Source organism: Micromonospora sp. WMMD964 (assembly GCF_029581455.1).
GTDB lineage: Bacteria > Actinomycetota > Actinomycetes > Mycobacteriales > Micromonosporaceae > Micromonospora.
In genome coordinates this window covers 3446570-3471258 of sequence record NZ_CP120860.1, presented here as the reverse complement: position 1 = coordinate 3471258, position 24689 = coordinate 3446570, and the positions used below count along the sequence as shown (strand labels likewise).

The 24689-nt window shown below is 72.5% G+C and carries 21 protein-coding genes; 6 read left to right on the top strand and 15 right to left on the bottom strand.

Translation table 11 applies throughout. The annotated features are described in order from the left end of the window. Positions 1–158: 158 nt before the first annotated feature. The 4 genes from yajC to ruvC form a co-directional block, all read right to left on the bottom strand. Positions 159–515, bottom strand: a complete 357-nt coding sequence (gene yajC / locus O7616_RS16115) for a preprotein translocase subunit YajC (RefSeq protein ID WP_282302742.1) — start codon at positions 513–515, stop codon at positions 159–161. A 122-nt stretch (positions 516–637) separates the two neighbouring features. Then, complete coding sequence (ruvB, locus tag O7616_RS16110; RefSeq protein WP_282302741.1) at positions 638–1705, bottom strand: Holliday junction branch migration DNA helicase RuvB; 1068 nt, start codon at positions 1703–1705, stop codon at positions 638–640. A 91-nt stretch (positions 1706–1796) separates the two neighbouring features. Next, the gene (gene ruvA, locus O7616_RS16105; protein ID WP_282302740.1) at positions 1797–2399 is read right to left on the bottom strand and encodes a Holliday junction branch migration protein RuvA; all 603 of its coding nucleotides are present in this window, start codon (positions 2397–2399) and stop codon (positions 1797–1799) included. Continuing rightward, positions 2396–2923 carry a crossover junction endodeoxyribonuclease RuvC gene (ruvC, locus tag O7616_RS16100; RefSeq protein WP_282302739.1) on the bottom strand — a complete coding sequence of 176 codons (528 nt, stop codon included), beginning with the start codon at positions 2921–2923 and terminating at the stop codon, positions 2396–2398. Before ruvC ends, ruvA begins: the two co-directional genes overlap by 4 nt. Positions 2924–3849: 926 nt before the next feature. Here ruvC and O7616_RS16095 point away from each other — a divergent pair. Next, positions 3850–4632, top strand: a complete 783-nt coding sequence (locus O7616_RS16095; protein WP_282302738.1) for a 3-hydroxybutyrate dehydrogenase — start codon at positions 3850–3852, stop codon at positions 4630–4632. A gap of 14 nt (positions 4633–4646) precedes the next feature. Further along, positions 4647–6566, top strand: a complete 1920-nt coding sequence (locus O7616_RS16090; RefSeq protein WP_282302737.1) for a helix-turn-helix domain-containing protein — start codon at positions 4647–4649, stop codon at positions 6564–6566. Between the two features lie 254 nt (positions 6567–6820). Here the strand turns inward: O7616_RS16090 and O7616_RS16085 are convergent, their stop codons facing one another. The 3 genes from O7616_RS16085 to O7616_RS16075 form a co-directional block, all read right to left on the bottom strand. After that, the gene (locus O7616_RS16085) at positions 6821–7429 is read right to left on the bottom strand and encodes a TetR/AcrR family transcriptional regulator (RefSeq protein ID WP_282302736.1); all 609 of its coding nucleotides are present in this window, start codon (positions 7427–7429) and stop codon (positions 6821–6823) included. A gap of 11 nt (positions 7430–7440) precedes the next feature. Further along, positions 7441–9009, bottom strand: a complete 1569-nt coding sequence (locus O7616_RS16080) for an MFS transporter (protein ID WP_282302735.1) — start codon at positions 9007–9009, stop codon at positions 7441–7443. A gap of 81 nt (positions 9010–9090) precedes the next feature. After that, entirely contained in the window at positions 9091–9792 is a 702-nt protein-coding gene (locus tag O7616_RS16075; protein WP_282302734.1) for a transcriptional regulator, read from the bottom strand. 201 nt (positions 9793–9993) lie between these two features. On the opposite strand from O7616_RS16075, the gene O7616_RS16070 reads away from it, so the two are divergent. Beyond that, positions 9994–10851 carry an SPFH domain-containing protein gene (locus tag O7616_RS16070; protein WP_282302733.1) on the top strand — a complete coding sequence of 286 codons (858 nt, stop codon included), beginning with the start codon at positions 9994–9996 and terminating at the stop codon, positions 10849–10851. Positions 10852–10877: 26 nt separating this feature from the next. Then, positions 10878–11354, top strand: a complete 477-nt coding sequence (locus O7616_RS16065; RefSeq protein WP_282302732.1) for a VOC family protein — start codon at positions 10878–10880, stop codon at positions 11352–11354. A 39-nt stretch (positions 11355–11393) separates the two neighbouring features. On the opposite strand, the gene O7616_RS16060 is transcribed toward O7616_RS16065, so the two are convergent. The 4 genes from O7616_RS16060 to O7616_RS16045 all read right to left on the bottom strand — a co-directional run bounded on the left by O7616_RS16060 (position 11394) and on the right by O7616_RS16045 (position 15338). Then, a complete protein-coding gene (locus O7616_RS16060; protein WP_282302731.1) occupies positions 11394–11933 on the bottom strand; it encodes a GNAT family protein in 540 nt (179 codons plus the stop codon). Positions 11934–11980: 47 nt separating this feature from the next. After that, positions 11981–13078, bottom strand: coding sequence for a zinc-binding dehydrogenase (locus O7616_RS16055; RefSeq protein ID WP_282302730.1), 1098 nt, complete (start codon positions 13076–13078; stop codon positions 11981–11983). Next, positions 13075–14529 (bottom strand): aldehyde dehydrogenase family protein, encoded by a 1455-nt coding sequence (locus O7616_RS16050; RefSeq protein ID WP_282302729.1) that lies wholly within the window; start codon positions 14527–14529, stop codon positions 13075–13077. The genes O7616_RS16055 and O7616_RS16050 overlap by 4 nt, the downstream gene beginning before the upstream one ends. An 80-nt stretch (positions 14530–14609) precedes the next feature. Next, entirely contained in the window at positions 14610–15338 is a 729-nt protein-coding gene (locus O7616_RS16045; RefSeq protein WP_282302728.1) for a TetR/AcrR family transcriptional regulator C-terminal domain-containing protein, read from the bottom strand. 97 nt (positions 15339–15435) lie between these two features. Between O7616_RS16045 and O7616_RS16040 the strand changes: the two genes are divergently transcribed. After that, positions 15436–16608, top strand: a complete 1173-nt coding sequence (locus tag O7616_RS16040) for an acyl-CoA dehydrogenase family protein (protein ID WP_088990369.1) — start codon at positions 15436–15438, stop codon at positions 16606–16608. A gap of 431 nt (positions 16609–17039) precedes the next feature. On the opposite strand, the gene O7616_RS16035 is transcribed toward O7616_RS16040, so the two are convergent. The 3 genes from O7616_RS16035 to O7616_RS16025 form a co-directional block, all read right to left on the bottom strand. Continuing rightward, positions 17040–18077 (bottom strand): aminotransferase class V-fold PLP-dependent enzyme, encoded by a 1038-nt coding sequence (locus O7616_RS16035; RefSeq protein ID WP_282302727.1) that lies wholly within the window; start codon positions 18075–18077, stop codon positions 17040–17042. Between the two features lie 135 nt (positions 18078–18212). Next, positions 18213–20387 (bottom strand): FUSC family protein, encoded by a 2175-nt coding sequence (locus tag O7616_RS16030; protein WP_282302726.1) that lies wholly within the window; start codon positions 20385–20387, stop codon positions 18213–18215. A gap of 85 nt (positions 20388–20472) precedes the next feature. Continuing rightward, on the bottom strand, positions 20473–21885 hold the full coding sequence (locus O7616_RS16025) for an FAD-dependent monooxygenase (protein WP_282302725.1): 1413 nt from the start codon (positions 21883–21885) through the stop codon (positions 20473–20475). A 283-nt stretch (positions 21886–22168) separates the two neighbouring features. On the opposite strand from O7616_RS16025, the gene O7616_RS16020 reads away from it, so the two are divergent. After that, positions 22169–23155 (top strand): helix-turn-helix domain-containing protein, encoded by a 987-nt coding sequence (locus O7616_RS16020; RefSeq protein WP_282302724.1) that lies wholly within the window; start codon positions 22169–22171, stop codon positions 23153–23155. 75 nt (positions 23156–23230) lie between these two features. Here O7616_RS16020 and O7616_RS16015 read toward each other — a convergent pair whose 3' ends face one another. Next, positions 23231–24613 carry a cation:dicarboxylase symporter family transporter gene (locus O7616_RS16015; RefSeq protein WP_282302723.1) on the bottom strand — a complete coding sequence of 461 codons (1383 nt, stop codon included), beginning with the start codon at positions 24611–24613 and terminating at the stop codon, positions 23231–23233. Between the last annotated feature and the right edge of the window lie 76 nt (positions 24614–24689).

Genomic DNA, 24689 nt, shown 5'->3' with positions numbered 1-24689 from the left:
GGCCGACACGAGGACCGGGCGGCGTGCTTCGCCGACTGTCACGGGAACGTGCCGACGCCCGGCGTCGACCCAACTATCCAGTTTTCACGTCTCGTCCGCTGCCCCGTCGGGCGCGGCGACCCGGCCGTACGCCGAACCACCACCCCGGGAGGGGGCGGTCAGTCCTTGGTGGTGTCCGCGTCCTCGGTCACCGGCTCGCTCGGCAGCTCCGCGCGGGTGACCACCCGGGCGATGGCCGGGCGGGCGTAGCGGGTCTGCACGCCCGGTGCGACCTCGATCAGGACGGTGTCGTCCTCGATGCCGGTGACCGTGCCGTAGAGCCCGCCGATCGTCACGACCTCGTCGCCGGGGCCGAGGTTGGACTGCATCGCCTCCGCCTCACGGCGGCGCTTCTGCTGGGGCCGGATCATCATGAAATACATGACGCCGAAGAGCAGGGCGATCATCAGGATCGGCGTGAAACCGCCGGCCCCGCCGCCCGATGCTGCGTAATGCACGGTTACTGACCTTCCCATTGGCCGCCTTCCCGGCACCGGGGGTGCCGGAGCGGAGGCGGATTCTCACGTCCTGTACAGACCGCGGCGAAGTCTAAACCCTGCACCTGAGAACACCGAATGCGGCACAGATCACGTTCACATCACGGCTGTTCGGTATCCAAGGAGAACAGATCGGGCACGGCCGGACTCTCTGCGCCAAATGTACCATTCGGCGGATTTCGCCCCAGATGCCGCCAAGCCGCCTCGGTGGCCACCCGCCCCCGGGGCGTACGGGCCAACAGACCAGCCCGGACCAGGAACGGCTCGCAGACCTCCTCGACCGTGTCCGGCTGCTCCCCCACCGCCACCGCGAGGGTGGACAGACCCACCGGACCTCCCCGGAACGAGTCGACCAACGCGGTCAACACCGCCCGGTCCAACCGGTCCAGACCGAGCGCGTCCACGTCGTACACGGTCAACGCGGCACGGGCGGTCTCCAGATTGACCACCCCGTCGGCCCGTACCTCCGCGTAGTCCCGGACCCGGCGTAGCAACCGGTTGGCGATCCGGGGCGTGCCGCGGGACCGCCCGGCCACCTCCGCGGCGCCCTCGGCGGTGATCGGCACGCCGAGGATCCGCGCCGAACGGTGCAGCAACGTCTCCAGATCCACCGCGGAGTAGAAGTCGAGGTGGGCGACGAAACCGAACCGGTCCCGCATCGGCCCCGTCAACAGACCCGAGCGGGTCGTCGCACCGACCAGGGTGAACGGCTCGACGTCCAACGGGATCGCCGTCGCCCCCGGACCCTTGCCGACCACCACGTCGACCCGGAAGTCCTCCATCGCGCTGTACAGCAACTCCTCGGCCGGCCGCGCGATGCGGTGGATCTCGTCGATGAACAGCACGTCGCCCTCGGCGAGGCTGGTCAGGATCGCCGCCAGATCACCGGACCGCTCGATCGCCGGGCCGCTGGTCACCCGGATGCCCGCACCCAGCTCGGCGGCGACGATGTTGGCCAGACTCGTCTTGCCCAGCCCCGGAGGGCCGGACAGCAAGATGTGGTCCGGCGGTGAACCACGCCGCATCGCGCCCTGCAACAACAGGTCGAGCTGGTCGCGTACCCGGTCCTGGGCGATGAACTCGGCCAGCCGCCTCGGCCGTACCGTGGCCTCCGCGTCCCGGTCGGCGTCGCTGACGTACGCCGAGACGAGCCCGTCGGTCTCACTCACCGGGCCACCTTCGATCGCGACTGCGGGGCTCGAAAACCCGACTCACTCCGCGCGCCCACCGCTGCTGCCCTCCGTCGTCGCTGACGGCCCATCATCGGGTACGACCGAGCAGGCGGATGGCCTGCTTGAGCAGGACCGGCACCGGCGGCGTCGGACCGTCGACGGTCTCCGCCACGGCGGCCACCGCCTGGTCGGCCTGACCGGCCGTCCAGCCCAGCCCGACGAGCGCCTGCCGGACCTGCTCCGGCCAGGCCCCACCGGTCACGCCGGCCGCACCGTCGACACCGATCGGCACCGGCCCGATCCGGTCGCGCAGCTCCAACACCAGACGCTCGGCGCCCTTCTTACCGATACCGGGCACCCGGGTCAGCGCCGCCGTGTCGGCGTTGGCGATCGCCTTGCGTACCGCGTCCGGGGTGTGCACCGCCAGCACCGCCTGGGCCAGGCGCGGACCTACCCCGCTCGCGGTCTGGAGCAGCTCGAACAGCGACTTGGCGTCGTCGTCGGCGAAGCCGTAGAGGGTGAGCGAGTCCTCCCGCACGACGAGGCTCGTGGCGAGCCGGGCGACCTGGCCGACCCGCAGGTCCGCGATCGTCCCGGGGGCGCAGTGCACGGCCAGACCGACACCGCCGACCTCGATCACGGCCTGGTCCGGACCCGTCGCGGTCACCGTGCCGCGCACGCTGGCGATCATCGTGCTCCTCCTCGTCGTGCCCGGTCGGCCGCCGCCGCCAACTTCGAGCGGGTCCCACCGCGCCAGATATGGCAGATCGCCAGGGCCAGCGCGTCGGCCGCATCGGCCGGCTTCGGCGGCTCGTCCAGCCGCAGCAACCGGGTCACCATCGCGGTCATCTGCGCCTTGTCGGCCTGACCGGACCCGGTCACGGCCGCCTTAACCTCACTCGGCGTGTACGTCTGCACGGGCAACCCGGCGCGCGCCCCGGCCAACACGGCGATGCCGCTGGCCTGCGCGGTGCCCATCACCGTACGCACGTTGTGCTGGCTGAACACCCGCTCGACGGCGACGCTCTCCGGCTGGTGCTCGGCGACCAGCTTGGTCAACGACCGGTCCAGGTGCAGCAGGCGCAGCGGCAGCTCGTCGGCCGGGTCGGTGTAGACCACGTAGTACGCGATCAGAGTGCACGGCCTCCCCGGCACACCCTCGACCACGCCCACACCGCACCGGGTCAATCCCGGGTCGACACCGAGCACGCGCACGCCGCCCCCTCCCCAGCCGTCAGCAGTACGTGTGTTCGACACCCTAACCGTCGTCGTTCACGCCAGCCCCACGGGACACGCCCTCCGCCCTCCACGCCGCATGCCGCGCGCCGCACGCCGCACGCCGCCCCACGCCCCACGCCGCACGCCCCACGCCGCACGCCCCACGCCCTCCACGCCGCACGCCCCACGCCCTCCACGCCGCACGCCCCACGCCGCACGCCCCACGCCGCACGCCGCACGCCCCACGCCCTCCACGCCGCACGCCGCCCCACGCCCCACGCCCCACGCCCCACGCCCCACGCCCCACGCCCCACGCCCCACGCCCCACGCCCCACGCCCCACGCCCCACGCCCCACGCCGAGATCCTCACAACATCGGGGATGTTGCTGCCTCCGACGCGCGAGAGGCAGCAACATCCCCGTTATTGCGCGGATCTTGACGACGAAGACCACCCGCGGCCGATCGGGAGCGGGGTCGGAACGCCGGCGGCGGTCAAGGTCACGCTCGAACCAGGATGTAGTGGCAACGGAGCGCCGGGATACCACTACATCCTGGATGTTGCGCGATCTTGCGGCGCGACGGGCAGCACGCGAGACGGGCAGCACGCGAGACGGGCAGCACGCGAGACGGGCAGCACGCGAGACGGGCAGCACGCGAGACGGGCAGCACGCGAGACGGGCAGCACGCGAGACGGACAGCGCGCGAGACGGGCAGCACGCGAGACGGACAGCGCGCGAGACGGGCAGCACGCGAGACAGGCAGCGCGCGAGACAGGCAGCGCGCGGGGCGGGTGACGAGGGCGGGGCGAGCGGGAGTACGGCCGGCTGTGGACGGCGAGGGCGGGCGAGCCACACAGCTTCGGCCTGGAGTATGTGTCTCCGGCCCATGTGCCGGGGAGGACACAGCTCGTAACTTCTTGCGCCATGACGGCAGAACCCGTGGTGGTCCCCCACGTCGTGCAGGTTGACCTCGCTGGTCGCACCGCCCTGGTCACCGGGGGTGGCAGTGGCATCGGGCGGGCGTGCGCGCTGCGGTTGGGTGCGGCCGGCGCGAAGGTGCTCGTGGTGGACCGCAACCTGGAGGCGGCCAAGGCGGTGGCAGCCGAGGCGGGCGGCCGGGCCGAGGGTGTGGACCTGTCCGACGCGGCGGCGGTGGATCGCCTCGACGTGGACGTGGACATCGTCGTGAACAACGCCGGGCTTCAGCACGTCGCACCGCTTCAGGACTTCCCGGTCGAACGCTTCGAGTACATCCAGCGGGTGATGGTGGAGGCGCCGTTCCTGCTGATCCGCCGGGCTCTGCCACACATGTACGCCCGGGGGTGGGGTCGCGTCGTCAACATCTCCTCGGTGCACGGGTTGCGGGCCTCGCCGTACAAGGCGGCCTACGTCTCGGCCAAGCACGCCCTGGAGGGGCTGTCGAAGGTCGTCGCGTTGGAGGGCGCCGCACACGGGGTGACGGCCAACTGCATCAACCCGGCGTACGTGCGCACCGCCCTGGTGGAGAGCCAGATCGCCGACCAGGCGGTCAGCCACGGCATCGACGAGACCGAGGTGATCGAGAAGATCATGCTGGCCCGGGCCGCGATCAAGCGACTGATCGAGCCGGAGGAGGTGGCCGAGCTGCTGGCGTACCTCTGCTCGCCGCCCGCGGCGTTCATCACCGGCACGTCGATCGCCCTCGACGGGGGCTGGACGGCCAACTAGTGGGCCCGAGCACAATGTCGACCATGTCATCGCCGGTGGAGTTCCTGGAGCTGCTCGCGCGGGAGGCCGCCGCGGTCGAGTTCGAGGGGCCGCTGGTGGCCGCGCGCGCCGCCGGGTTGCCGCCCGACCGGCTGGCCGAGCTGGAGCAGGCCAAGTCGGTGGCGTTGCGGGTCCGCGCGTTGTTGGAGCGTCGACGCCGCCGGGAGAGCGAGCTGTCCGGCCTGTACGACACGGTCAGCGACCTGGCCGGTCTACGCGACCTCGACGACGTGCTGCGGGCGATCGTGCACCGGGCCCGCAACCTGCTCGGCGCGGACGTGGCCTACATGACGTTGAACGACGACGAACGCGGCGACACGTACATGCGGGTGACCGACGGGTCGGTGTCGGCCCGCTTCCAGCGGCTTCGGTTGCCGATGGGTGCCGGCCTCGGTGGCCTGGTGGCCCAGTCCGGCGCTCCGTACGTCACCGCGAACTACGGCGAGGACGCGCGCTTCCACCACACCGGCGAGATCGACGCCGGGGTCGGGGAGGAGGGCCTCGTGGCGATCCTCGGGGTGCCGCTGCGGCTCGGTTCCACCTCGATCGGTGTGCTCTACGCGGCGAACCGTTCGGCTCGACCGTTCGTCCGGGAGGAGGTGGCGCTGCTGGTCTCCCTCGCCGCGCACGCCGCGGTGGCGATCGACACCGCCCGGCTGTTGACCGAGACCCGCTCGGCGTTGGCCGAGTTGTCGGCGGCGAACACCACCATCCGGGCGCACAGCAGCTCGGTGGAGCGGGCCGCGGCGGCACACGACCGGATGACGGCGCTGGTGCTGCGCGGCGGTGGTGTGGAGGACGTGGCGGCCGCGGTGACCGAGGTCCTGGGCGGGGCGCTGCTGGCGCTGGACGCCGAGGGCCGCCTGCTGGCCCGGGTGGGCGAGATCGACGAGCCGGACCGGGCGGACATCGTGGAGGCGGTGGCGGCGTCGCGCACCGAGGGTCGCAGCGTGCGCCGCAGCCCACTCTGGTACGCGGCGGTGGTCGCCGGTGCGGAGAACCTGGGTGCGCTGGTGCTGCGCCCGGACGACGAGCTGGTCGACGCCGACCAGCGGATCCTGGAGCGTGCCGCGCTGGTGACCGCGCTGCTGCTGTTGTTCCGCCGGACGGTCGCGGAGGCGGAGGGGCGGGTGCGTGGCGAGCTGCTGGACGACCTGATCGCCCGCCCGCTGCGGGACACCGACGCGTTGCGCAGTCGGGCGCGCCGACTCGGGGTGGACCTGGACGCGCCGCACGTGCTGGTGGCGGTGGGCGACGACGCGATCGCCGCGACCGGTTCGGCTCGGCAGCGGGTGCTGTCCTGGGCCACCACGTACGCGTCGGCGCGGGGTGGGTTGGCGGCGGCGCGCGACGGCCGGGTGGTGCTGATGCTGCCCGGGCAGGACGCCGGTGGCAGCGCTCGCGCGGTGGCCCGGGACCTGTCCCGGGTGACCGGCCGTCCGGTGACCGCCGGGGCGAGTGGCCCGTCGAACGGTCCGGGGGCGCTGGCCGCCACGTTTCACGAGGCGGACCGGTGCCTGACGGCGCTGGGCGCTCTGGGCCGCGCCGGCCAGGGTGCGAGCACTGTGGAGCTGGGTTTCGTCGGGTTGCTGCTCGGGACGGTGGGTGATCGGGGCGAGAAGGACGTGACCCAGTTCCTGAGCGCCACCGTCGGGCCGGTGGTCGACTACGACGCCCGGCGGGGTACGGCTCTGGTGAAGACGCTGGACGCGTACTTCGGGGTGGGTGGCAGCCTGGCCCGGGCCGCCGAGCAGCTGCACGTGCACGTCAACACGGTGACCCAGCGGTTGGAGCGGGTGGGGCAGCTGCTCGGCGCCGACTGGCAGCGGCCCGATCGGGCGTTGGAGGTGCAGCTCGCACTGCGTCTGCACCGCCTACGCGACCCGGCCGGCTGACCGCCCCGCCAGGCCGGACCCCGACCCGCAGGAAAGGGCGACTCCGACCCGACCGGAAACGCCGCACCCCGACCCGACCGGAGAGGCCACACCCGGCCCGACCGGAAACCCCGCACCCCGACCCGACCGGAGAGGCCACACCCGGCCCGACCGCAAACGCCGCACCCCGACCCGACGGAGAAAGGCCGCACCCCGGCCCGACCGGAAACGCCGCACCCCGACCCGACCGGAGAGGCCGCGCCGGACAGGCCCGGTCAGCGGGCGCGGATGCCTTCCAGCACGGCGTCGACGACCCGCTCGGGAAGGCTCTGCTCGTCCAGGTCCGGGTTCCACTGCAGCACCCGCTGGATCAGCATGGGGCCGGTGAGCAGCGCCATCGTCACCTCCACGTCGATGTCGGCGCGGAGCACACCCTCGTCGATGCCGCGTCGCAGCACCTCGCGCATCAACTGCCGCCGGGGCGAGATGATGTTCTGGTAGAGCTGGAACTGGTCCGCGCTGCGGTTCACCGCGGGCACCAGGCAGGGCATGATCTTCGACGCCCGTGGGTCGACGTTCTTGCCGATCGCACCGACCAGCAGCACCAGGTCGTCGCGGACGGAGTGACCGGCCGGCTTCGCCAGGACGCCCTTGAGTCGCCGCAGCGCGTCGAGCAGCAGGGCGTCCTTGCCGGCCCAGCGGCGGTAGATGGTGGCCTTGCCGACCCCGGCGCGGGCGGCGATGGCCTCGATCGAGAGCGCCTCGACGGTGCTGCCCTCGGCGAGCAGGTCGAGGGTCGCCTCGATGATCGCCTCGTCGGCGCGGATGCTCCGCGGTCGCCCGGGCGACCGCGGAGCATCGGCAGTGGACGTCATGTCCGACATTCTCCCCGAACCTATGCCGTGCCGGCCAACTCGGGCTCGGCGACCGGGGCCGCCGGGGCGAGGTTGGTGTCCTCCCGGCCGGGCATCCAGCGCAGCACCACGATGATCCCGAGCGCGGCGATGATCCCGGAGAGGCCGGCCGCCCAGTGCATGGCGGTGACGAAGGCGTCGTTGGCCGCCGAGATCAGCGCCGGCGCCGCCGGGCCGAGCTGGCCCGCCGCCGCGTACGCCCCGGAGATCGACTCGTTGGCCGCGTCGCGGGCGCCGGCGGGCAGCCCGGTCAGCGCGTCACCGACGTCGCTGCGGTAGACCGCGGAGAGCACCGAGCCGAGGACCGCGACGCCGAGCGCACCGGCCACCTGCCGGATGGTGTTGCTGACCGCGGAGCCGACGCCGGCCTTCTCGCGGGGCAGCGCCGACATGATCGACTCAGTGGCCGGCGGCATGATGTTGGCCATCCCGGCGCCCTGGATGAGGAAGACCAGCAGCACGACCCAGATCGGGGTGGAGGCGCCGATGAAGACGAACGCGGCGAGCGAGATCACGGTCAGCGCCAGCCCCACGGTGGCGACGGCCTTGCCACCGTAGCGGCGGACCATCGCGGCGCTGCGCGGCGCGAAGACCAGCTGGGCGCCGGCGAAGGGCAGGAAGAGCAGACCGGTCTGCAGCGGGCTGTAGCCGCGTACCAGTTGCAGGTAGAACGAGCCGAAGAACATCGAGCCCATCGCGGCGAAGAACACCAGGCCGACGATGGCGACCGGGGCGGCGAACCGGGGCACCTTGAACAGTCGGACGTCCAGCGACGGGTGGTCGCTGCGCCGCTCGTGCTGAACGAACCAGGCCAGCACGGCGATGCCGACGAGGATCGAGCCCCAGGCGATCGGGCGGTCGAAGCCGTGCTCGCCGCCGTCGATGATGCCGTAGGAGAGGGCGACCAGGCCGACCACGGAGAGCAGGACGCCGAGCACGTCCACGCGCCCCGGCCGCGGGTCGCGCGACTCGGGGACCAGCAGGGCCACCAGAATCACGCCGGCGACGACCACCGGCACGTTGATCAGGAAGACCGAGCCCCACCAGAAGTGCTCCAGCAGCGCGCCGCCGAGGATCGGGCCGATGGCCACGGCCAGACCGACAGCACCGGCCCAGACGCCGATGGCGCGGCCACGCTCGCGCGGGTCGAAGACGTTGGAGATGATCGACAGCGTCACCGGCATGATGGCCGCGCCACCGACCCCCATCAGGGCGCGGGCCGCGATGAGCTGGCCGGGGCTCTGGGCGTACGCGGAGAGCAGCGACGCCAGGCCGAACAGCGCCAGACCGATCATCAGGAAGCGCTTGCGGCCGGCGCGGTCGCCGAGCACGCCGAAGGTGAACAGCAGCCCGGCGAAGACCAGCGTGTAGGAGTTGATCGCCCACTCCAGCTCGCCCTGGCTGGCGCCGAGGCCGTGCACCGGGTCGGCCAGGGTGCGCAGGGCCACGTTGAGGATCGTGTTGTCGAGGACGACCACGAGGAGGCTGATCACCAGCACCCCCAGGATCGCCCACCTCCTCGGGTGGCCCGTGTTGTCGTGCAGCTCCATGCCTGGTTTCCCCCCATGCTTCACCCGCGGCGCAATACGATACGGGTCAGACTCGTAACGCGGGTCAGCCTACGGCGTGGATTAACGATACGGCACCGATCCGTATCGTATGTGGTGGGCATCACGCCCCGCAGGCACCGCCGAACAGGCGGCGACCGCGTCCGACAACGAGTCGAGGTGCGCCGCCGGCGGGATGAGCGGCTCGATCCAGCCGGGCCCCGCGCCGTACACCCGCAGGCGCGGGAAGTCCCGGGCGAAGCGCACCAGGCGGTACGCGCGGCCGGTGACCGGCGTCTGCGACCAGAGCACGACGGTGTGCGGGCGGGCCCGCCGCACCGCGTCGGTCAGCGCCGACCAGGGCAACGCGGGGCCCAGATTCAGACAGCCGCGACCCTTCTCGCGCAACGCGGCGGCCAGGGCCTGCACGCCGAGGCTGTGCGCCTCCCGCTCGACGCCGGCCAGCAGCACACCGCCGGTGGGCAGGGCGCGGCCCGGCTCGCGGCGGTACACGTCCAACCCGACCCGAAGCCCCTCGCACAGGGCGTGCTCGACGACGACCTCCGCGGCGGTCCGCCCCGGAAGCCGAGCCAGCAACGGGCGGCAGACCTGCTCCCAGACCGCCGGCACGCCCCACGCCCCGGCCATCTCCAGCACCAGCGTGGCGACACCGTTACCGTCCAGGTCCTCGGCCGCCGACAGGACCTGCTTGTGCGCGATCTCCACAGCCTCGGCCGGCATCGGATCGGTCAGCACCAGACGTACCCCCGGGTAGATGGTTTCCACCCGGGATTCGCCGGAACGGCGCGCGGCGGATGCGCCGTCGCGGAATTCACCGGCGGCGGACCGCGCGGGGTCGCGGACCGCCGGTGGGATCCGGATCCGGCCCGGCGGCGGACGTGCGCGAACTCCCCTCCCGCACGCGACCGGCTCGACCAGGTCTCCTAGGTTGATGATCCACACAGTTCAGCGGAAGGTTCCCACCCCATGCCCGTCGGCTTCACCATGGCGATCGTCCTCGCCGTCGCCCTGGCGATCAGCGCCGTCCTGGCTCTACTCACCCCCGCGCGGCAGTTGAAGCGGATGGCCGCCCTGGCGGCGCTCGTCTTCCTCGCCCTCACTCTGCTGGTCGGCGTCACCGCCAGCGCCCACTCGGTGCCCATCCGCTCGGTCGGCATCGTCACCAGCTTCGGCAAGCCCACCGGCGAGGTGACCGGCTCCGGCCTGAAGTGGGTGGCACCGTGGCAGAAGGTCGGCGAGTGGGACGCGGGCCGGCAGAAGTACGACCACATCGGCGGCGACAACTGCGTACGGGTTCGCACCGGCACGCTCGCCGACGCCTGCGTCGAGGTGCTCGTCGAGTGGCAGGTCAAGCCGGAGAACGCCCCGAAGCAGTTCATGGACTACAAGGGCGACTTCGGCAGCTTCCGGGGCCAGCGGGTGGGTGTGCAGCTCGACAGCGCGGTCAACGACGCGTTCGCCGCCTACAACCCGCTCGAGAAGATCGACGCCCGGACCGGCGACCTCAACGTCGACCTGAAGCCGTTCGCGGCGAACATCAAGACCAGCGCCGAGACCCGCCTCGCCAGCGACGTGGACATCCTCTCGGTGACCATCACCCGGGTGAACCACGACGAGAAGACCGAGGGCAACATCAAGGCGTTCCAGGACAAGCTGGCCCAGACCCGCAACCTGGAGCAGGATCGCAAGAACGCCGAGATCTCCAAGCAGATCACCGAGACCAATGCGACTGTCGACAAGGTGACCCGCTGCCTGGAGATCGCGGAGAAGAACGGCGCCAACCCCGGCCTCTGCATCAACCCGGGCATCGTCACCGGCAAGTGACGACTACCGCACGGAAGGAGAGCAGCATGACCGACACCGACGTGCGAGGCCCGCAGCCTCGGCGAGGGACGGTCCAGCGGATGGACAACGTCGCGGTCGTGGTCGACGACCTCGCCGCCGCCGTGGCGTTCTTCGCCGAACTCGGGCTGGAACTGGAGGGCGAGGCGACCGTCGAGGGCAGCGCGGTGGACCGCCTCCTCGGGCTCGAGGGGGTCCGCTCGGACATCGCCATGATGCGCACCCCGGACGGCCACGGACGCGTCGAGCTGACCAGATACCAGGCGCCGGCCAGCCGAGACAGTGACCCGCGCGCGCCGACGAACACGCTGGGCGCCCATCGCATCATGTTCGCCGTCGACGACATGGACGACATCCTCGACCGCCTGCGCCCGCACGGAGCCGAACTCATCGGCGAGCTGGTGCAGTACGAGAACAGCTACCGGCTCTGCTACCTGCGCGGCCCCGCCGGGATCGCCATCGCACTGGCCGAGCAGACCGGGTAACGCCTCGGGGGTCGCGACTGGACGCCGCAGCCGGGCCGGCTACGGCGTCCAGTCGCGCCGGAGCAGCCCGTAGATCACCATGTCCGCGAAGCCGTCGCCGTCGTACGCGCGCTCCCGCAGGGTCCCTTCGTGCGTGAAGCCGCACGCCTCCGCGGTCCGCCGCATGGCCGTGTTGCCGGCCAGCGTCTCCAACTCCAGACGGCGCAGGTTCCGGTTGCGGAAGCCGTACCGGCAGAGCAGCCGGACCACCTCGGTCCCGTACCCCTGGCCACGTGCCTCGGGCAGCAGCGAGATGCCGAGGTGCGCGCACTGGTTGAACGCGCTGATCCCCCACAGCACGCTGCCACCGAGGAACGTGCCGTCGGCCACGCTCTCGGCCACCAGCACCACACTGGACTGGCCGTCGGGCGGGTCGGTGACCTGCTTCTCCAGCCGCGCCCGGATCTGGCCGACGTGGCGCGGCAGGAACGGCTCGCCGTCGGTGATCAGGTGCAACTCGGGATCCCCGTACAGACGGAACATGTCCGGCGCGTCGTCGGGCGTCGGCGGGCGCAGTCGGACCCGCTCGGTGGCGAACATTCCGCGACGCTAACAGCCGCCACGAGGACCCACGACCCGGTTTCGACTCAGTCCAGAGTGACCACCCAGCGAGCGCCCTCGCCCCGCGCCAGCCGATCGAACGCCATGGGTGCCTCGTCCAGGCCGATCGTGCCGCTGACCAGCACACGCAGATCCAGCGCGCCGTCGGCGAGGGCGGCGGCCAGCACCGGCACCTCCCGGTCCGGGTCGGACGAGCCGTACACCGAGGAGCGCAGGGTACGGGCGGAGTGGAAGACGTCCAGCGCGCCGAGGCTGACCATGTCGTCCTTGGCGCCCATGCCGACGACTGTCACCGCTCCCCCGCGCCGGGTGAGCCGCCAGGCAGCGCGGATGGTGGCGGCCCGGCCGACGCACTCGAACGCGTGGTCGACGCCCCGGCCTTCGGTGCGGGCCCGGATCTCCTTGGAGAGCCGGTCGTCGGAGAGCAGGAAGTCGGTCGCCCCGGCGGCGAGCGCCAGGTCGCGCTTGGCCTCGGCGACGTCGACGGCGAGGATCGTCGTGGCACCGGCCCGGCGGGCGGCGGCCAGAACGGCGAGGCCGACCCCACCGAGCCCGACGACGGCCACGCTCTCGCCAGGTGCCACCCGGGCGGTGTTGCCGACCGCGCCGACGCCGGTGAGCACCGCGCAGCCGAGCAGGGCGGCCTGCTCGGGCGGCAGTCCCGCCGGGATCGGGATGACGGCGCGTTCGGGCACCACCACCGCCTCGGCGAGCGCGCCGAGACCGAGAGTCAGGTTCAGCGGTACGCCGTCGTCGGTCTCGCCGCGCGGCACGGTCGGTGCGGTGGTGTCCGCGCACAGCCACGGCTCGCCGTGCCGGCACCACCAGCAGGCCCGGCAGGCCGGCGCCCAATTGAGCACCACCGGTGTGCCGACCGGAAGGCTGCCGCCCGAACCGGTCGCGGCGACCACACCGGTCGCCTCGTGCCCGAGCACCAGCGGGAACCTCGCGGCGAGGGTGCCGTTGACCATCGACAGGTCGGAGTGGCAGACACCGGCGGCAGTGATCGCCACCCGCACCTCGCCGGGGCCGGGAGCGGGCAGGCGTACCCGCTCGATCCGCAGTTCGGCGCCGGACCGCCGCGCGACGAGCGCGCGGACGGTGACCGGCTCGGGGGCGCTCATCGCTGGATCGCCTTCAGCTCGCAGAACTCGGCGAGCCCGTGCACACCCAGCTCACGGCCCAGGCCGGACTGCTTGTAGCCACCGAACGGGGCGAGCGGGTTGAACGGCGCGCCGTTGATGTCCACCGCCCCGGTACGCAGCCGGCGGGCCACCGCGAGCGCCGCGTCGGTGTCGGCGGACCAGACCGCGCCGGCCAGCCCGTACCTCGAATTGTTGGCGATGCCGACCGCCTCGTCGGTGTCGGTGAACGGAAGGACGGCGAGCACCGGGCCGAAGACCTCCTCCTGGGCGAGTGCGCTGTCGGGGTGCACGTCGGCGAACACGGTCGGCGCGACGAAGTGCCCCCGCGCCGGCACCGGGGCGTCCGGGCCACCGGCGACCAGCCGCGCGCCGTCCGCGGCGGCCTTGTCGATGTGGCCGCGCACCCGCGCGGCCTGGGCGGCGGAGACCAGCGGGCCGAGGCGGGTGGACGGGTCGAACGGGTCACCGAGGCGGTAGCCGGCCACCGCCGTGGCGATCAGGTCGAGTGCCTCGTCGTACCGGTCGCGGTGCACCAGCATCCGGGTCCACGCGGTGCAGGTCTGGCCGGAGTTGAGCAGGGCGTTGCCGACGCCCACCTTGACCGCGGTGGCCAGGTCGGCGTCGGGGAGGATCACGTTGGCGGACTTGCCGCCCAGCTCCAGTGCGACCCGGGCGATCCGGTCGGCGGCGAGCCGCATGATCCGGGCGCCGGTCGCGGTGGAGCCGGTGAACGACACCAGGTCGACGTCGGGATGACCGGCCAGGGCCTCGCCGACCACCGGCCCGGTGCCGGCGACCAGGTTGAGCACCCCCGGCGGCAACCCGGCCTCGGTGACCGCGTCGAAGAGCAGGTACGCGGTCAGCGGGGTCAGCTCGCTGGGCTTGAGCACCACCGTGCAGCCGGCGGCCAGCGCGGGGGCCAGCTTCGCCATCACCTGGTGCAGCGGGTAGTTCCACGGGGTGATCGCGCCGACCACACCGATCGGCTCGCGGACGACGAGGGAGTTGCCGATGCTCTCCTCGACCGGTGCGCGGGCGGCGAGCGTGACGTGGTCGCGCAGGACGGTCAGCGGCAACCCGACCTGGACCCGGGTGGCGAGCTTCAGTGGGGCGCCCAACTCGACGGCGATGGTGCGGGCGAGGTCGTCGGCGCGGGCGGCGAGCGCGGCGTGCAGCCGGTCCAGGTGGGCGGACCGCTCGGCGGGGGCGATGGTCGACCAACCGGGGAACGCGGCGCGGGCGGCGGCCACGGCCGCGTCCACGTCGGCTGCCGTGCCGGCCGGCACCTGCCCGATCAACTCGCCGGTGCTCGGATTCTCCACGTCGATCACGTCGCTGCCGGCGGGAGACGTCCACTCGCCGCCGACGTGCAGGTGGCGCCGGAGGCGCAGGGCGTCGGACAGCTGCGACGGTGGGGCGGCGAGGTCCATGTCGTCCCTTCGGGGGTGGGCGACCGGCGATGGCGACGGGGTCGCGGTGGGCGATGAAACTAGCGCTGGGAGTTTGGACGCTACCCGTTGGGCCGGGCGGACTCCACCGTGCCGGTGGTGCGGACGGAGCCGGTCGCGCCGAGGGTGCGGCGGGGGTCGGCCGTGCCGACGGGGTCCGGTGTGCCCACCGTGCGGGCGTACTCGGCGGCCAGACCGTGCAGCAGTGCGTCCAGGCCGAGGGCGAAGGCGCCCTCGTCCACGCTCTGCTGGTGCTCGGCGAGCCGGTGCGCGTCGCGCAGGTGCGGGTAGTGCGCGGCGTACAGCTCCGGGTCCTCCACGAAGCCACGGGCGAACGAGCCGAGCGCCGACCCGGCCACGAAGTAGCGCAGCGCCGCGCCGATGTGCGTGGCCCGGGCGGGGGGCCAGCCGGCCCGGACGAGGCCGCCGTAGACCGCGTCGGCCATGGCGAGGGCGGCCGGTCGTCGACCGGGCCCCTGCGCCAGGTACGGCACGATGTTCGGGTGCGCGGTGAGCGCCCGCCGGTACGACCAGGCCCAGTCGCGCAGCGCGGCGACCCAGTCCCGGCTGGCGAAGCCGCCGGTGTCGACGGCGCCGGTGACCGTGTCGGCGACCGCGTCGAGGATCTCGTCCTTGGTGGCGAAGTGGTTGTAGAGCGACGGCCCACGGACGCCCAACTCGGCGGCGAGCCGGCGGGTGGAGAACGCGGGCAGCCCCTCGGCGTCGATGAGCGCGGTGGCGGTCTCGACGATCAGCTGCCGGGTGAGCCGGGGCTGGCGGGGTCGGGGCACTGCGCTCCTTGAGGTCTCGTCCGTCAGGTCTGGACGCGGCAAAACTTGCACCGCTAGTTTAAGGGTGACCGGCTGCACCGACGCCAGGAGGACCACCGTGGACTTTTCGCTGACCGACGAGGAGCGGGCGGTACGGGACACCGTCCGATCGTTCATCCGCCGCGAGGTGATGCCCCTGGAGGCGGAGGTACTCCGCCGGGAGAGGGCGCACCAGCCGGGCCTGGACCACTCCGAGGTGCGCGAGCTGCAACTCAAGGCGCGCAAGTTCGGCTTCTGGGGCCTGGCCACCCCGGAAGAGTACGGCGGGATGAACCTGCCGGCGGTGCTCCAGTCGTTGATCTGGACGGAGCTGGGCCACACGTTCGTGCCGTTCCGCTTCGGCGGCGAGGCGGACAACATCCTGTTCCACGCCACCGAGGAGCAGAAGCAGGAGTTCCTCATCCCGACCATCGAGGGCGAACGGCGCTCCTGCTTCGCGATCACCGAACCGGGGGCCGGGTCGGACGCCGCCAACATCCGGCTCTCCGCCCGCCGCGACGGCGACGACTGGATCCTCGACGGGGAGAAGACCTTCATCACCGGCGGCCACGACGCCGACTTCGCCATCGTGGTCGCGGTGACAGACCGGGAGAAGGGCGCCCGCAACGGCGGGGCCACCGCGTTCCTGGTGGACCGGTCGATGGGGTGGCGCTCGGAGTTCATCCAGACCATGGGCGAGGGCGGGCCCGCGTCGCTCATCTTCGACGGTGTACGCGTGCCGCACCGCAACATCCTCGGCGAGATCGGGCAGGGCTTCACGCTGGGCATGGAGTGGATCGGCAAGGGCCGCTACACCATCCCGTCGCACGCCATCGGCATCGCCGAGCGGGTGCTGCAGATGGCGATCGATTACGCCAACACCCGGGAGACCTTCGGCACCAAGATCGGCGCCAACCAGGCGATCCAGTGGATGATCGCCGACTCGGAGACCGAGTTGGAGGCGGCCCGCTGGCTGGTGCTGCGCTCGGCGTGGACGGTCGACCAGGGCCTCGACCCCCGACACGCGTCGTCGATGGGCAAGCTCTACGGCGCCGGGATGGTCAACCGGGTGGTCGACCGGGTGCTCCAGATCCACGGTGGCATGGGCTACACCCGTGAACTGCCGATCGAGCGCTGGTACCGGCAGGTCCGCCTCTACCGGATCTTCGAGGGCACCGACGAGATGCAGCGGCTGATCATCTCCCGGGACCTGCTGCGCGGCTACACGAAGATCGGCGGCCACCTGGCCTAGAGCCCCGGGCCGCACCCGCACCCGCCCGCGTGCGCCACGCCCGGGCCCGCCCGCATCCGCACCCGCTTGCACCCACGCGCCGGGCCCGCGTGCGCCCGCCCGCACCCGCACCCGCGTGCGCCCACGCGCCGGGCCCGCGTGCGCCCGCCCGCACCCGCGTGCGCCCACGCGCCGGGCCCGCCCGCGCCAAGATCCACGCCCACCGCCCGCGCCAAGATCCGCGCAATATCAGGGATGTTGGTGTCTCCCGCGTCTCGGAAGCAGCAACATCCGGGAAGTTGCGCAGATCTTGGCGCGGGGCGCGGGCGCGGGCGGGCGGCGCCGGGCGCGAGCGGGCGCGGGGCGCGGGCGGGCGCGGGCGGGCGCGGGCGCGGGGCGCGGGCGGGCGGGCGGCTCGGGCGCGGGCGGCGCCGGGCGCGAGCAGGTGAGGGTCAGCCGGTCAGCGCCTCCAGCGCCGCGTCCACGTCCGCCTCGGTGGAGTAGATGTGGAACGAGGCCCGCACCCGTCCGGCGCGTACCGCCGCCCGGATGCCGGCCGCCGCCAGTCGCCGCTCCGCGTCCGGCACGTCCACGGTGACGATGGCGCTCTCCCCCGGCGGCTGGCCCAGCCCGGTCCGGAACCGGTTGGCCAGCGCCACGTCGTGCGCCTGGATCGCCGGCACGCCGATCTCGGTGACCAACTCCAGGGCGGGTGCCGCCCCCACCCAGCTGAACCAGGCCGGCGAGATGTCGAACCGGCGCGCGTCGTCGGCCAGTCGCAACGGCGGGCCGTAGTAGGAGGCGTGCGGATCGCGGCCCGCGTACCAGCCGGCGGCGTCCGGGCGCAGCCGTTCACGCAGCGCCGGAGCCAGGTAGGCGAACGCGGTCCCGCGCGGGTTCATCAGCCACTTGTAGCCGCCCACCGCCACCACGTCGGCCCGGCTCCCGTCGAAGGGCAGCCAGCCACACGCCTGGGTGGCGTCCACCACCACCAACGCGTCGTGCGCGCGGGCGGCGGCCACGACGTCGTCGTACGCGGCGACCGCCCCGTCGGCCGACTGCACCAGACTGAACGCGACCAGGTCGGTGTCCGCGTCGATGGCGTCGACGAGAGACTCCACCGGCACCGTGCGGACGGAGACGCCACGCTCCTCCTGCACGAGCCAGGGGAACAGGTTGGAGGTGAACTCGACGTCCGGGGCCACCACCGTCGCGTTGGCGGGCAGCGCCGCCGCGACCGGCGCGAGCATCTGCGAGACGGAGGCGCCGACCGCCACGTCGCCCTCCGGCACGTCGATCAGGCGGGCGAACGCGGTACGGGAGCGCTGCACCGAGTCGCCCCAGCCCTCCCAGGAGGTGCTGCCGACCCGCCACTGGGCGAGCGCCTCCTGCAACGCCGTCCACGCCGGCTCGGGCGGCAGCCCGTAGGAGGCGGTGTTCAACCAACCGGGCTCCGGCTTCCACAACTGCTGCGCCTGCTCGATCTCCATGACCTCGACGGTAGGCGGGCCGCCGGGCAACGGGCACGGCCAATCCCCGATCGGCGGCCTGTCGGAGTGCGTCCGGGTGAGACGGCGTGCCACAGCGAGCGATCACGGTCCGGCCCGCCGCGGTGCACCGGAAGGTCAGGGTCTCCCAGCCGGCTCACCCGGTCGGCCCCGGGCGCGGGAGAGGGTGTCGGCGAGAGCGGCGAGCCACCTGTCGACCTCGACCAGGTGCCGGACCGCCTGCCTGTCGACCTCGCCGAGCAGCGGCCGGATCCGGTCCAGTTCGTCGGCACAGGTCATCGCCGCCGGTCGCGGGCCCGCCGAACGGCCGTGGGTCACCTCATCGGCCACCTCGTCGTACAGTGAGCGCAGGTGTGCGGCGGTGTCGCGCAGCAGCGCCGCCGCCGCGGGCCAGCCGGCGAGACAGCCGGGCGGGTTGCGGCGCAGCAGCGACCCGGCCCCGGGCACGACATGGTGCCCGGCGCTGAGGACGGCGTCCCAGTCGATCTGCTGCCGGTGCGGGTCGTGCCGTTCCGAGTGGTACTGGCAGTAGGACGAGTCGGTCAGGATCATCCGACGACGCACCCGGTCGATGGCTCGCTGCGGTGACGGAGCGTCGCCGAGCACCGCCTCGACGGTCTGCTCGACCGCGTCCGCACTGGCCGCGAGGTAACGGGCGGCGTTCTGTCGCAGGTCGTGACCCGCCCCACGCGGCCAGATGGCCACACCGGCGAGCACGCCGATCAACGCGCCGAGCAGGACGTCGACGAGGCGCGCCTCGGCGAGCCGCCACCCTTCCGGGCCGAGCTGGGCGAAGACGACGGTCAGCAGCACCGTCAACAGTGCCTGCTGCCAGACCGCACCGAGCAGACGCCCGACGCCGAAGGCCAGGATCAGGGTGACCGGCAGGACGACGGCGTAGACGATCGGCAGGTCGACGACGAGCATCACCGCGCCGCTGACGAGGGCGCCGACGATCGTGCCCAGCACCGACGGCCGCAGCGCGGAGCGGGTGTCCGCGGCCGAGGTACGCAGCACCGTGAGGGTGGCCAGCAGCACCCAGAAGCCGTGGGTCAGGTTCAGCAACCCGGCGGCCACCCGGGCGACCGCCAGGGCGACGGCCAGCCTCACCGAGCTGTGCAGGTGCGCGGAGCGGGGTGCCAGGTGGGAGCGGAACTGCCACCAGTACAGCGTCCACTGGTGGTGCCGCGCGTAGTCGAACAGGCCCGGCGGGGCGTCCACACCGTCGAGCCGCGACCCGGTGGCCAGCCGGGCGCCGACGGCGAAGACCCGCACCTGCTCGGCGAGGGCCAGTGCCGTCGCGTCCCGGCACAACCGGGGTACGTCCGGGGCGTCGCGGCCGTCGCCCCCACCCCCGGGGTACGCCGCCTCGGCCCGCCCGATCGCGGCGTCCAGACCACCGAGGTCCACAGCCGCCCCGCCCGGGGTGAGGCTGCGACCGGCGGCCCGGGTCGTGTCCGCGCCGACGCGCAGCAGTCGCGCCGCCGCCAGGTCCGGGATCGGCTCCGCCGGGACGTCCGCCGCCAACCGGTCCGCCTCGGCCAGCACGTCCCGCAACGCCACCGCGCAGATCCGCAGCGCACGGTCCTGGGCGCCCGCCGCGGTGGGTGCCCAGGCCGGAGGGTTGCGGGCCAGGTCGAGTGGACCGACGACGGCGTACGCCCGCCGCCGTCGCGCGTCCCGGCCGGTGTCGTCCACGTGCGGCTCGGTCAGCGTGCGGGCCGCGGTGTCGAGGAACGCCGCGACGCCGTCGGCCGCCTCGGCGAGCCGTTGCCGGTACGAGACCGGCACCGGGTCGGGCCAGAGGAGCACCTCGGCCACGGCGAGGAGCACGATGGCGAGGGTGACGCCACCGAGCCGTTGCGGCAGGGTGTCCGGCTGGTACGGCGGGAAGGAGGCCAGGATGTAGAAGAGCTGGAACGCGCTGGCCCACCCCACCAGGCGCGGGTTGCCGACCCCACCGAACGCCACGAGGAACCCGATGACCAGCATCCCACCGGCCGCCGCCCACGTGCTCCACGCCAACGCCGAACCCGCCGCGATCAGCGCCCAGACCACCGGCAGCGAGGTTATGAGGATCCGCGCCCGTTGCGGCGCGGGACCGGGCAGCCGTGCGAACGCCCCGGCGGCGATCGTGCCGAACAGACCGTACGTGGCGAGCACCGAACTGCCGACGCCGTAGCGGCAGCCGTAGAAGACGACGGACGCGACGAGCGTCAGCCGGGCCCCACGCCGCAGGACGGCGTACCCCGGATCACGGCGGCGAAGCCGGTCGAGGAGGGTTGCCAGCACGCCTGCTCCCCGGGTTCGTCGCGACTCCCTCCCCGGCGTCCCATTCTCCCCGCTGCCCGTCGGGATCGGCGGGTTTCGCGACGAATCAGTGTCGAGCGCGGCGGAGCAGGCCGAGCCGGAGCGCCCGGAGCAGGGTGCCGGGGCGGCCCAGGGCCGCCGGGTGGTCGAGCATGGTGGTGACCCGACCCAGCCGGGCGTTGAGCACCGGATCGGTCAGTGACGCCCGGAAGAGCAGGTCACCGAACCACTTGGTGAGCCGATACCCCGGCGGGTACGGCCCGTCGACGTGCGGAAGCTCGATGTCGGCGGTGGTGGAGATCTGCCAGGCGGCGTCGACGACCACCCGGACCTGGTCGAAGTACGCCCGCGCCGGCTCGTCGTGCGGCTTCGGACCGGACCGCAGGTACGCCGACAGGCAGGAGGCGTGCAGCGTCGCGGAGGTCATGCCCTGGCCGTACACCGGGTTGAAGGAGGCGACCGCGTCGCCGGCCGCGACCAACCCGGCGGGCAGGCGGTCGAGTTTGTGGAAGTCGCGGCGTCGGCTGTCGGCCTGGTGGTACGTGACCACCCCGCCCAGCATCTCCCCGTACTCGGCGATGTCGCCGAACATCTGTGGGTAGTGCTTCCGGCAGCGTTCGGTGAAGTCGGCGACGTCGCGGCTGGGCCGGTCCTCGTCGTAACCGGCCACCAGCATGATCCAGCGGTCTCCCTCGACCGAGTTGATGCCGCCGATCCGGGCGGTGCGCCCCTTGCCGGCCATGGTGTGGAAGACCGCGACCCAGGCGTCGCTGACCTTCTCGTCCCGCCGGTAGAGCGCCGTCGCGTAGTTCAGTTTGATCGGCATGCGGCGCATCGGCGGGCGCGGCCACCCGTGCTCGGCCAGCCAGTCGCTGAGCCGGCTGGACCGACCCATCGCGTCGACCACCAGATCCGCCGGTTCGACGACCGCCTCGCCGCCACCCTCGGGCACGTACCGCGCGCCGGTGACCCGCCGCTCGTCGAGGAGCAGGCCCTCCGCGCGGCCGTACACCATGCGGATGTTGGGCACGGCGAGCGTCCGCCGCCGGACCAACGCCTCCAGGAACGGACGCGTCGTGATCAGTGCGGGCCCGGTGCCGGTCGCCGCCGGTGGCAGCCCGGGAACTCCGTTGATGAACACTTTCGCCGTGCTCTGGTCGCTCGGCGGCGGAGGGGCGCCGAGCGCGAGCGCCTCGTCGGCGATGCCGGGGAACCAGCGTTCCAACTGGACCTGGCCGGCGGGCAGCAGCGCGTGCACCTGACTGCCCTGGGGCACGCCCGGCCGAGGTCCGGCGTCGACGTCGGACGGGTCCCGTTCGATGATCAGCACTTCCTCGGCGTGGTCGCTCAACACGCGCGCGGCCATCAAACCGGCCATGCTGCCACCGAGCACCACCGCACGTCGCATGACCACACGTGTCTCAGCCGGTCGTTCGGCGGTGGCTATCCGCGAGAACAGCCGGGACGGAGAGAGAGGCATGCGATCACTCCTCGAACGTCGGGGAACCACGGCATCCACGACCGTAACCATCCGACCCCCCAGCCGTCAGCGCTCAGGCGGCCCGCCACTTCTGGTCGGCGTTGCCGGTGCACTGCCGGATCTGTGGCCGGGCGCCGTCGTCCGGGTGGCGTCGAGCACGTCGACGCACCTGTCCGCCTTGGTGTTCACCACATCGGACCTGGGCCGATGCTGGTTGATCTTGTAGGCTCAGTCGGCAACGCCACAGCGGTTCGTCAACCGTCGAAGAGGATCGAGGCAGCCCGTGCTCACCGTAGGCTCGGCGGACACCGTCGCGGTGCCCCCGAGCGAGCGGTTCGGGTACTGGCACGACCTGGTGGCACGCGAGTCGGTGCCGATGCGCATCCACAGTGCCCACGCGGCGGACTTCCGGGCCCGGGCAGAGGTCATCAGCCTGGGTGAGGTCGTGCTGTCGACCTGGCGGTACCCGTCCCTGGACATGCAGCGCACCGGCACCTTCATCCGCCGCAGCGATCCGGAGATGTACCAGTTCGCGCTCCCGTTGTCCGGGCAGGGCGGGTTGGAGCAGGAGCGGCGGAGCAACGCCTTCACGCCGGGCAGCTTCGCGATCGTCGACACGTCCCGACCACACCAGTCGACCCATCAGGGACGGTCGCACCACGAGGGCATGTTGACCACTCGGACGATCCTCGTCCCCCACGGCCTCCTGCCGGTGCATCCCAACCGGATCTCGCAGCTGCTCGGCACGAGCATCTCCGCCACCGAGGGGATCGGCGTACTGCTCAACCAGTTCGTCCACCAGGTGATGACCCATCCCGAGCAGTACCAGGACAGTGACGCCCCGCTCCTGGGCACCGTCGTGCGGGACCTCATGTCCGCGATGGTCGCCCAACACCTGGACCTCACCGACGCCCTACCGATCGAGGTACGCGGACACAGCCTGCGCATGACGGTCAAGGCGTTCATCGACGAGCACCTCGGCGACCCGGACCTGTCGCCGGGCACCGTCGCCGCCGCCCACCACATCTCCCTCCGTAGCCTGCACCGGGCGTTCGAGACCGAGGACGAGACGGTCGCCGAGACCATCCGCCGGAAACGTCTGGACCGGTGCGCACGGGACCTGCGCGATCCCCTGCTCCGGGCCCGGCCCATCCACAGCATCGCCGCCCGCTGGGGCTTCCGCTCCCAGGCCCACTTCAGCAGGGTCTTCACGGCCACGTTCGGGATGTCCCCGCAGGCGTTCCGCAACGACCCGCGCGCACCTGCCTAGAACGGGGGCCAGTCGGAGCCGGGCGGGGGCCCCGGGGTCGCACCGGCGCCCGGCGCGACCCCAGCCTCGTCGATGTCAGGCCGGGACGCCGGCCTCCTCGGTGGACCGCCGTGCCGCCGTCTCGTCGTCGTCCGGGCCGTCGTGCTCGTCGAGCATCGTGGCCTCGTCGAACGGGTCGTCTCCGCGCAGCACCTCGGCCGCCCGGTCCCGGTCGAACTCCCCGGTCCACGTCCCCACGAGCACGGTCGCCACGGCGTTACCCGCGAAGTTGGTCAGCGCCCGGGCCTCGGACATGAACCGGTCGATGCCGACGATCAGGCCGACCCCGTCGACCAGGTCCGGCCGGTGCGACTGCAGTCCACCGGCCAGCGTCGCGAGACCCGCGCCGGTGACCCCGGCGGCACCCTTCGAGGCGATGATCATGAACAGGAGCAGCGAGACCTGCTCGCCGATCGAGAGCGGCTTGCCCAGCGCGTCGGCGATGAACAGCGACGCCATCGTCAGGTAGATCGCCGTGCCGTCCAGGTTGAAGGAGTAACCGGTCGGCACGGTGATGCCGACGACCGGCTTGCTGACCCCGAAGTGCTCCATCTTCGCGATCAGCCGCGGCAACGCCGACTCCGACGACGAGGTCGACAGGATCAGCAGGAACTCCCGACCCAGGTAACGCAGCAGCGAGAAGATCGAGATCCGGGCCACGAACCAGAGCAGCGCGCCCAGGAACACCAGCACGAAGATGAGGCAGGTCGCGTAGAAGCCCAGCATGATCTGGGCGAGGCTCTTGAGCGCGTCCACGCCGGTCGCGCCGACCACGGCGGCCATCGCCCCGAACGCGCCGATCGGCGCCAACCACATGATCATGGCGAGCACCTTGAACACCACCCGCTGGATGACGGCGATCGCGCCGAGCACCGGCTCGCCGCGCCGACCCAGGGCCTGTACGGCGAACCCGACCAGCAGGGCCACCAACAGCGTCTGGAGCACCTCGCCCTCGGTGAGCGCGGAGAGCAACGTGGTCGGAATGATCCCGAGCAGGAAGTCCGTCGTCCCGCCGGCCTCGTCGCCGGCGGCGGCCTTGCCCGCACCAGCGAGGTCCTGGCCGAGGTCGAGACCGGAGCCGGGGTGGATGAGGTTGCCGACCACCAGGCCGATGGCGAGCGCGACGGTCGACATGGTGAGGAAGTAGCCGAGGGCGAGGCCGCCGACCTTGCCGACCTTCGCGGCCTGCCGGACGGAACCGACGCCGAGCACGATGGTGCAGAAGATGACCGGGCTGATCATCATCTTGATCAGGTTGACGAAGCCGGTGCCGATCGGCTTGAGTTCCTTGCCGAAATCGGGCGCGACCAGGCCGACGACGATGCCGGCGAACACGGCCACGATGACGGCCAGATAGAGGTAACGGGTACGGTCCCGGCGGACCGAGGGCGCCGCCGAGGTGGTGGATTCGGTGTCCATGTCAACAATGTGAAGTGCCTCTCACCAGTTGACAGCCTTGCGGTCATTCTGTTCACCGCGACAGCCACGACGGCGG

Bases quoted from the DNA above. Each gene is read 5' to 3' on its own strand.
- O7616_RS16095 (WP_282302738.1), top strand. From the start codon at position 3,850: ATGACGGCAGAACCCGTGGTGGTCCCCCACGTCGTGCAGGTTGACCTC.
- O7616_RS16035 (WP_282302727.1), bottom strand. From the start codon at position 18,077: ATGGAGATCGAGCAGGCGCAGCAGTTGTGGAAGCCGGAGCCCGGTTGG.
- O7616_RS16015 (WP_282302723.1), bottom strand. From the start codon at position 24,613: ATGGACACCGAATCCACCACCTCGGCGGCGCCCTCGGTCCGCCGGGAC.
- O7616_RS16070 (WP_282302733.1), top strand. From the start codon at position 9,994: ATGCCCGTCGGCTTCACCATGGCGATCGTCCTCGCCGTCGCCCTGGCG.
- O7616_RS16065 (WP_282302732.1), top strand. From the start codon at position 10,878: ATGACCGACACCGACGTGCGAGGCCCGCAGCCTCGGCGAGGGACGGTC.
- O7616_RS16090 (WP_282302737.1), top strand. From the start codon at position 4,647: ATGTCGACCATGTCATCGCCGGTGGAGTTCCTGGAGCTGCTCGCGCGG.
- O7616_RS16050 (WP_282302729.1), bottom strand. From the start codon at position 14,529: ATGGACCTCGCCGCCCCACCGTCGCAGCTGTCCGACGCCCTGCGCCTC.
- O7616_RS16060 (WP_282302731.1), bottom strand. From the start codon at position 11,933: ATGTTCGCCACCGAGCGGGTCCGACTGCGCCCGCCGACGCCCGACGAC.
- O7616_RS16085 (WP_282302736.1), bottom strand. From the start codon at position 7,429: ATGTCGGACATGACGTCCACTGCCGATGCTCCGCGGTCGCCCGGGCGA.
- O7616_RS16055 (WP_282302730.1), bottom strand. From the start codon at position 13,078: ATGAGCGCCCCCGAGCCGGTCACCGTCCGCGCGCTCGTCGCGCGGCGG.
- O7616_RS16025 (WP_282302725.1), bottom strand. From the start codon at position 21,885: ATGCCTCTCTCTCCGTCCCGGCTGTTCTCGCGGATAGCCACCGCCGAA.
- yajC (WP_282302742.1), bottom strand. From the start codon at position 515: ATGGGAAGGTCAGTAACCGTGCATTACGCAGCATCGGGCGGCGGGGCC.
- O7616_RS16080 (WP_282302735.1), bottom strand. From the start codon at position 9,009: ATGGAGCTGCACGACAACACGGGCCACCCGAGGAGGTGGGCGATCCTG.
- ruvA (WP_282302740.1), bottom strand. From the start codon at position 2,399: ATGATCGCCAGCGTGCGCGGCACGGTGACCGCGACGGGTCCGGACCAG.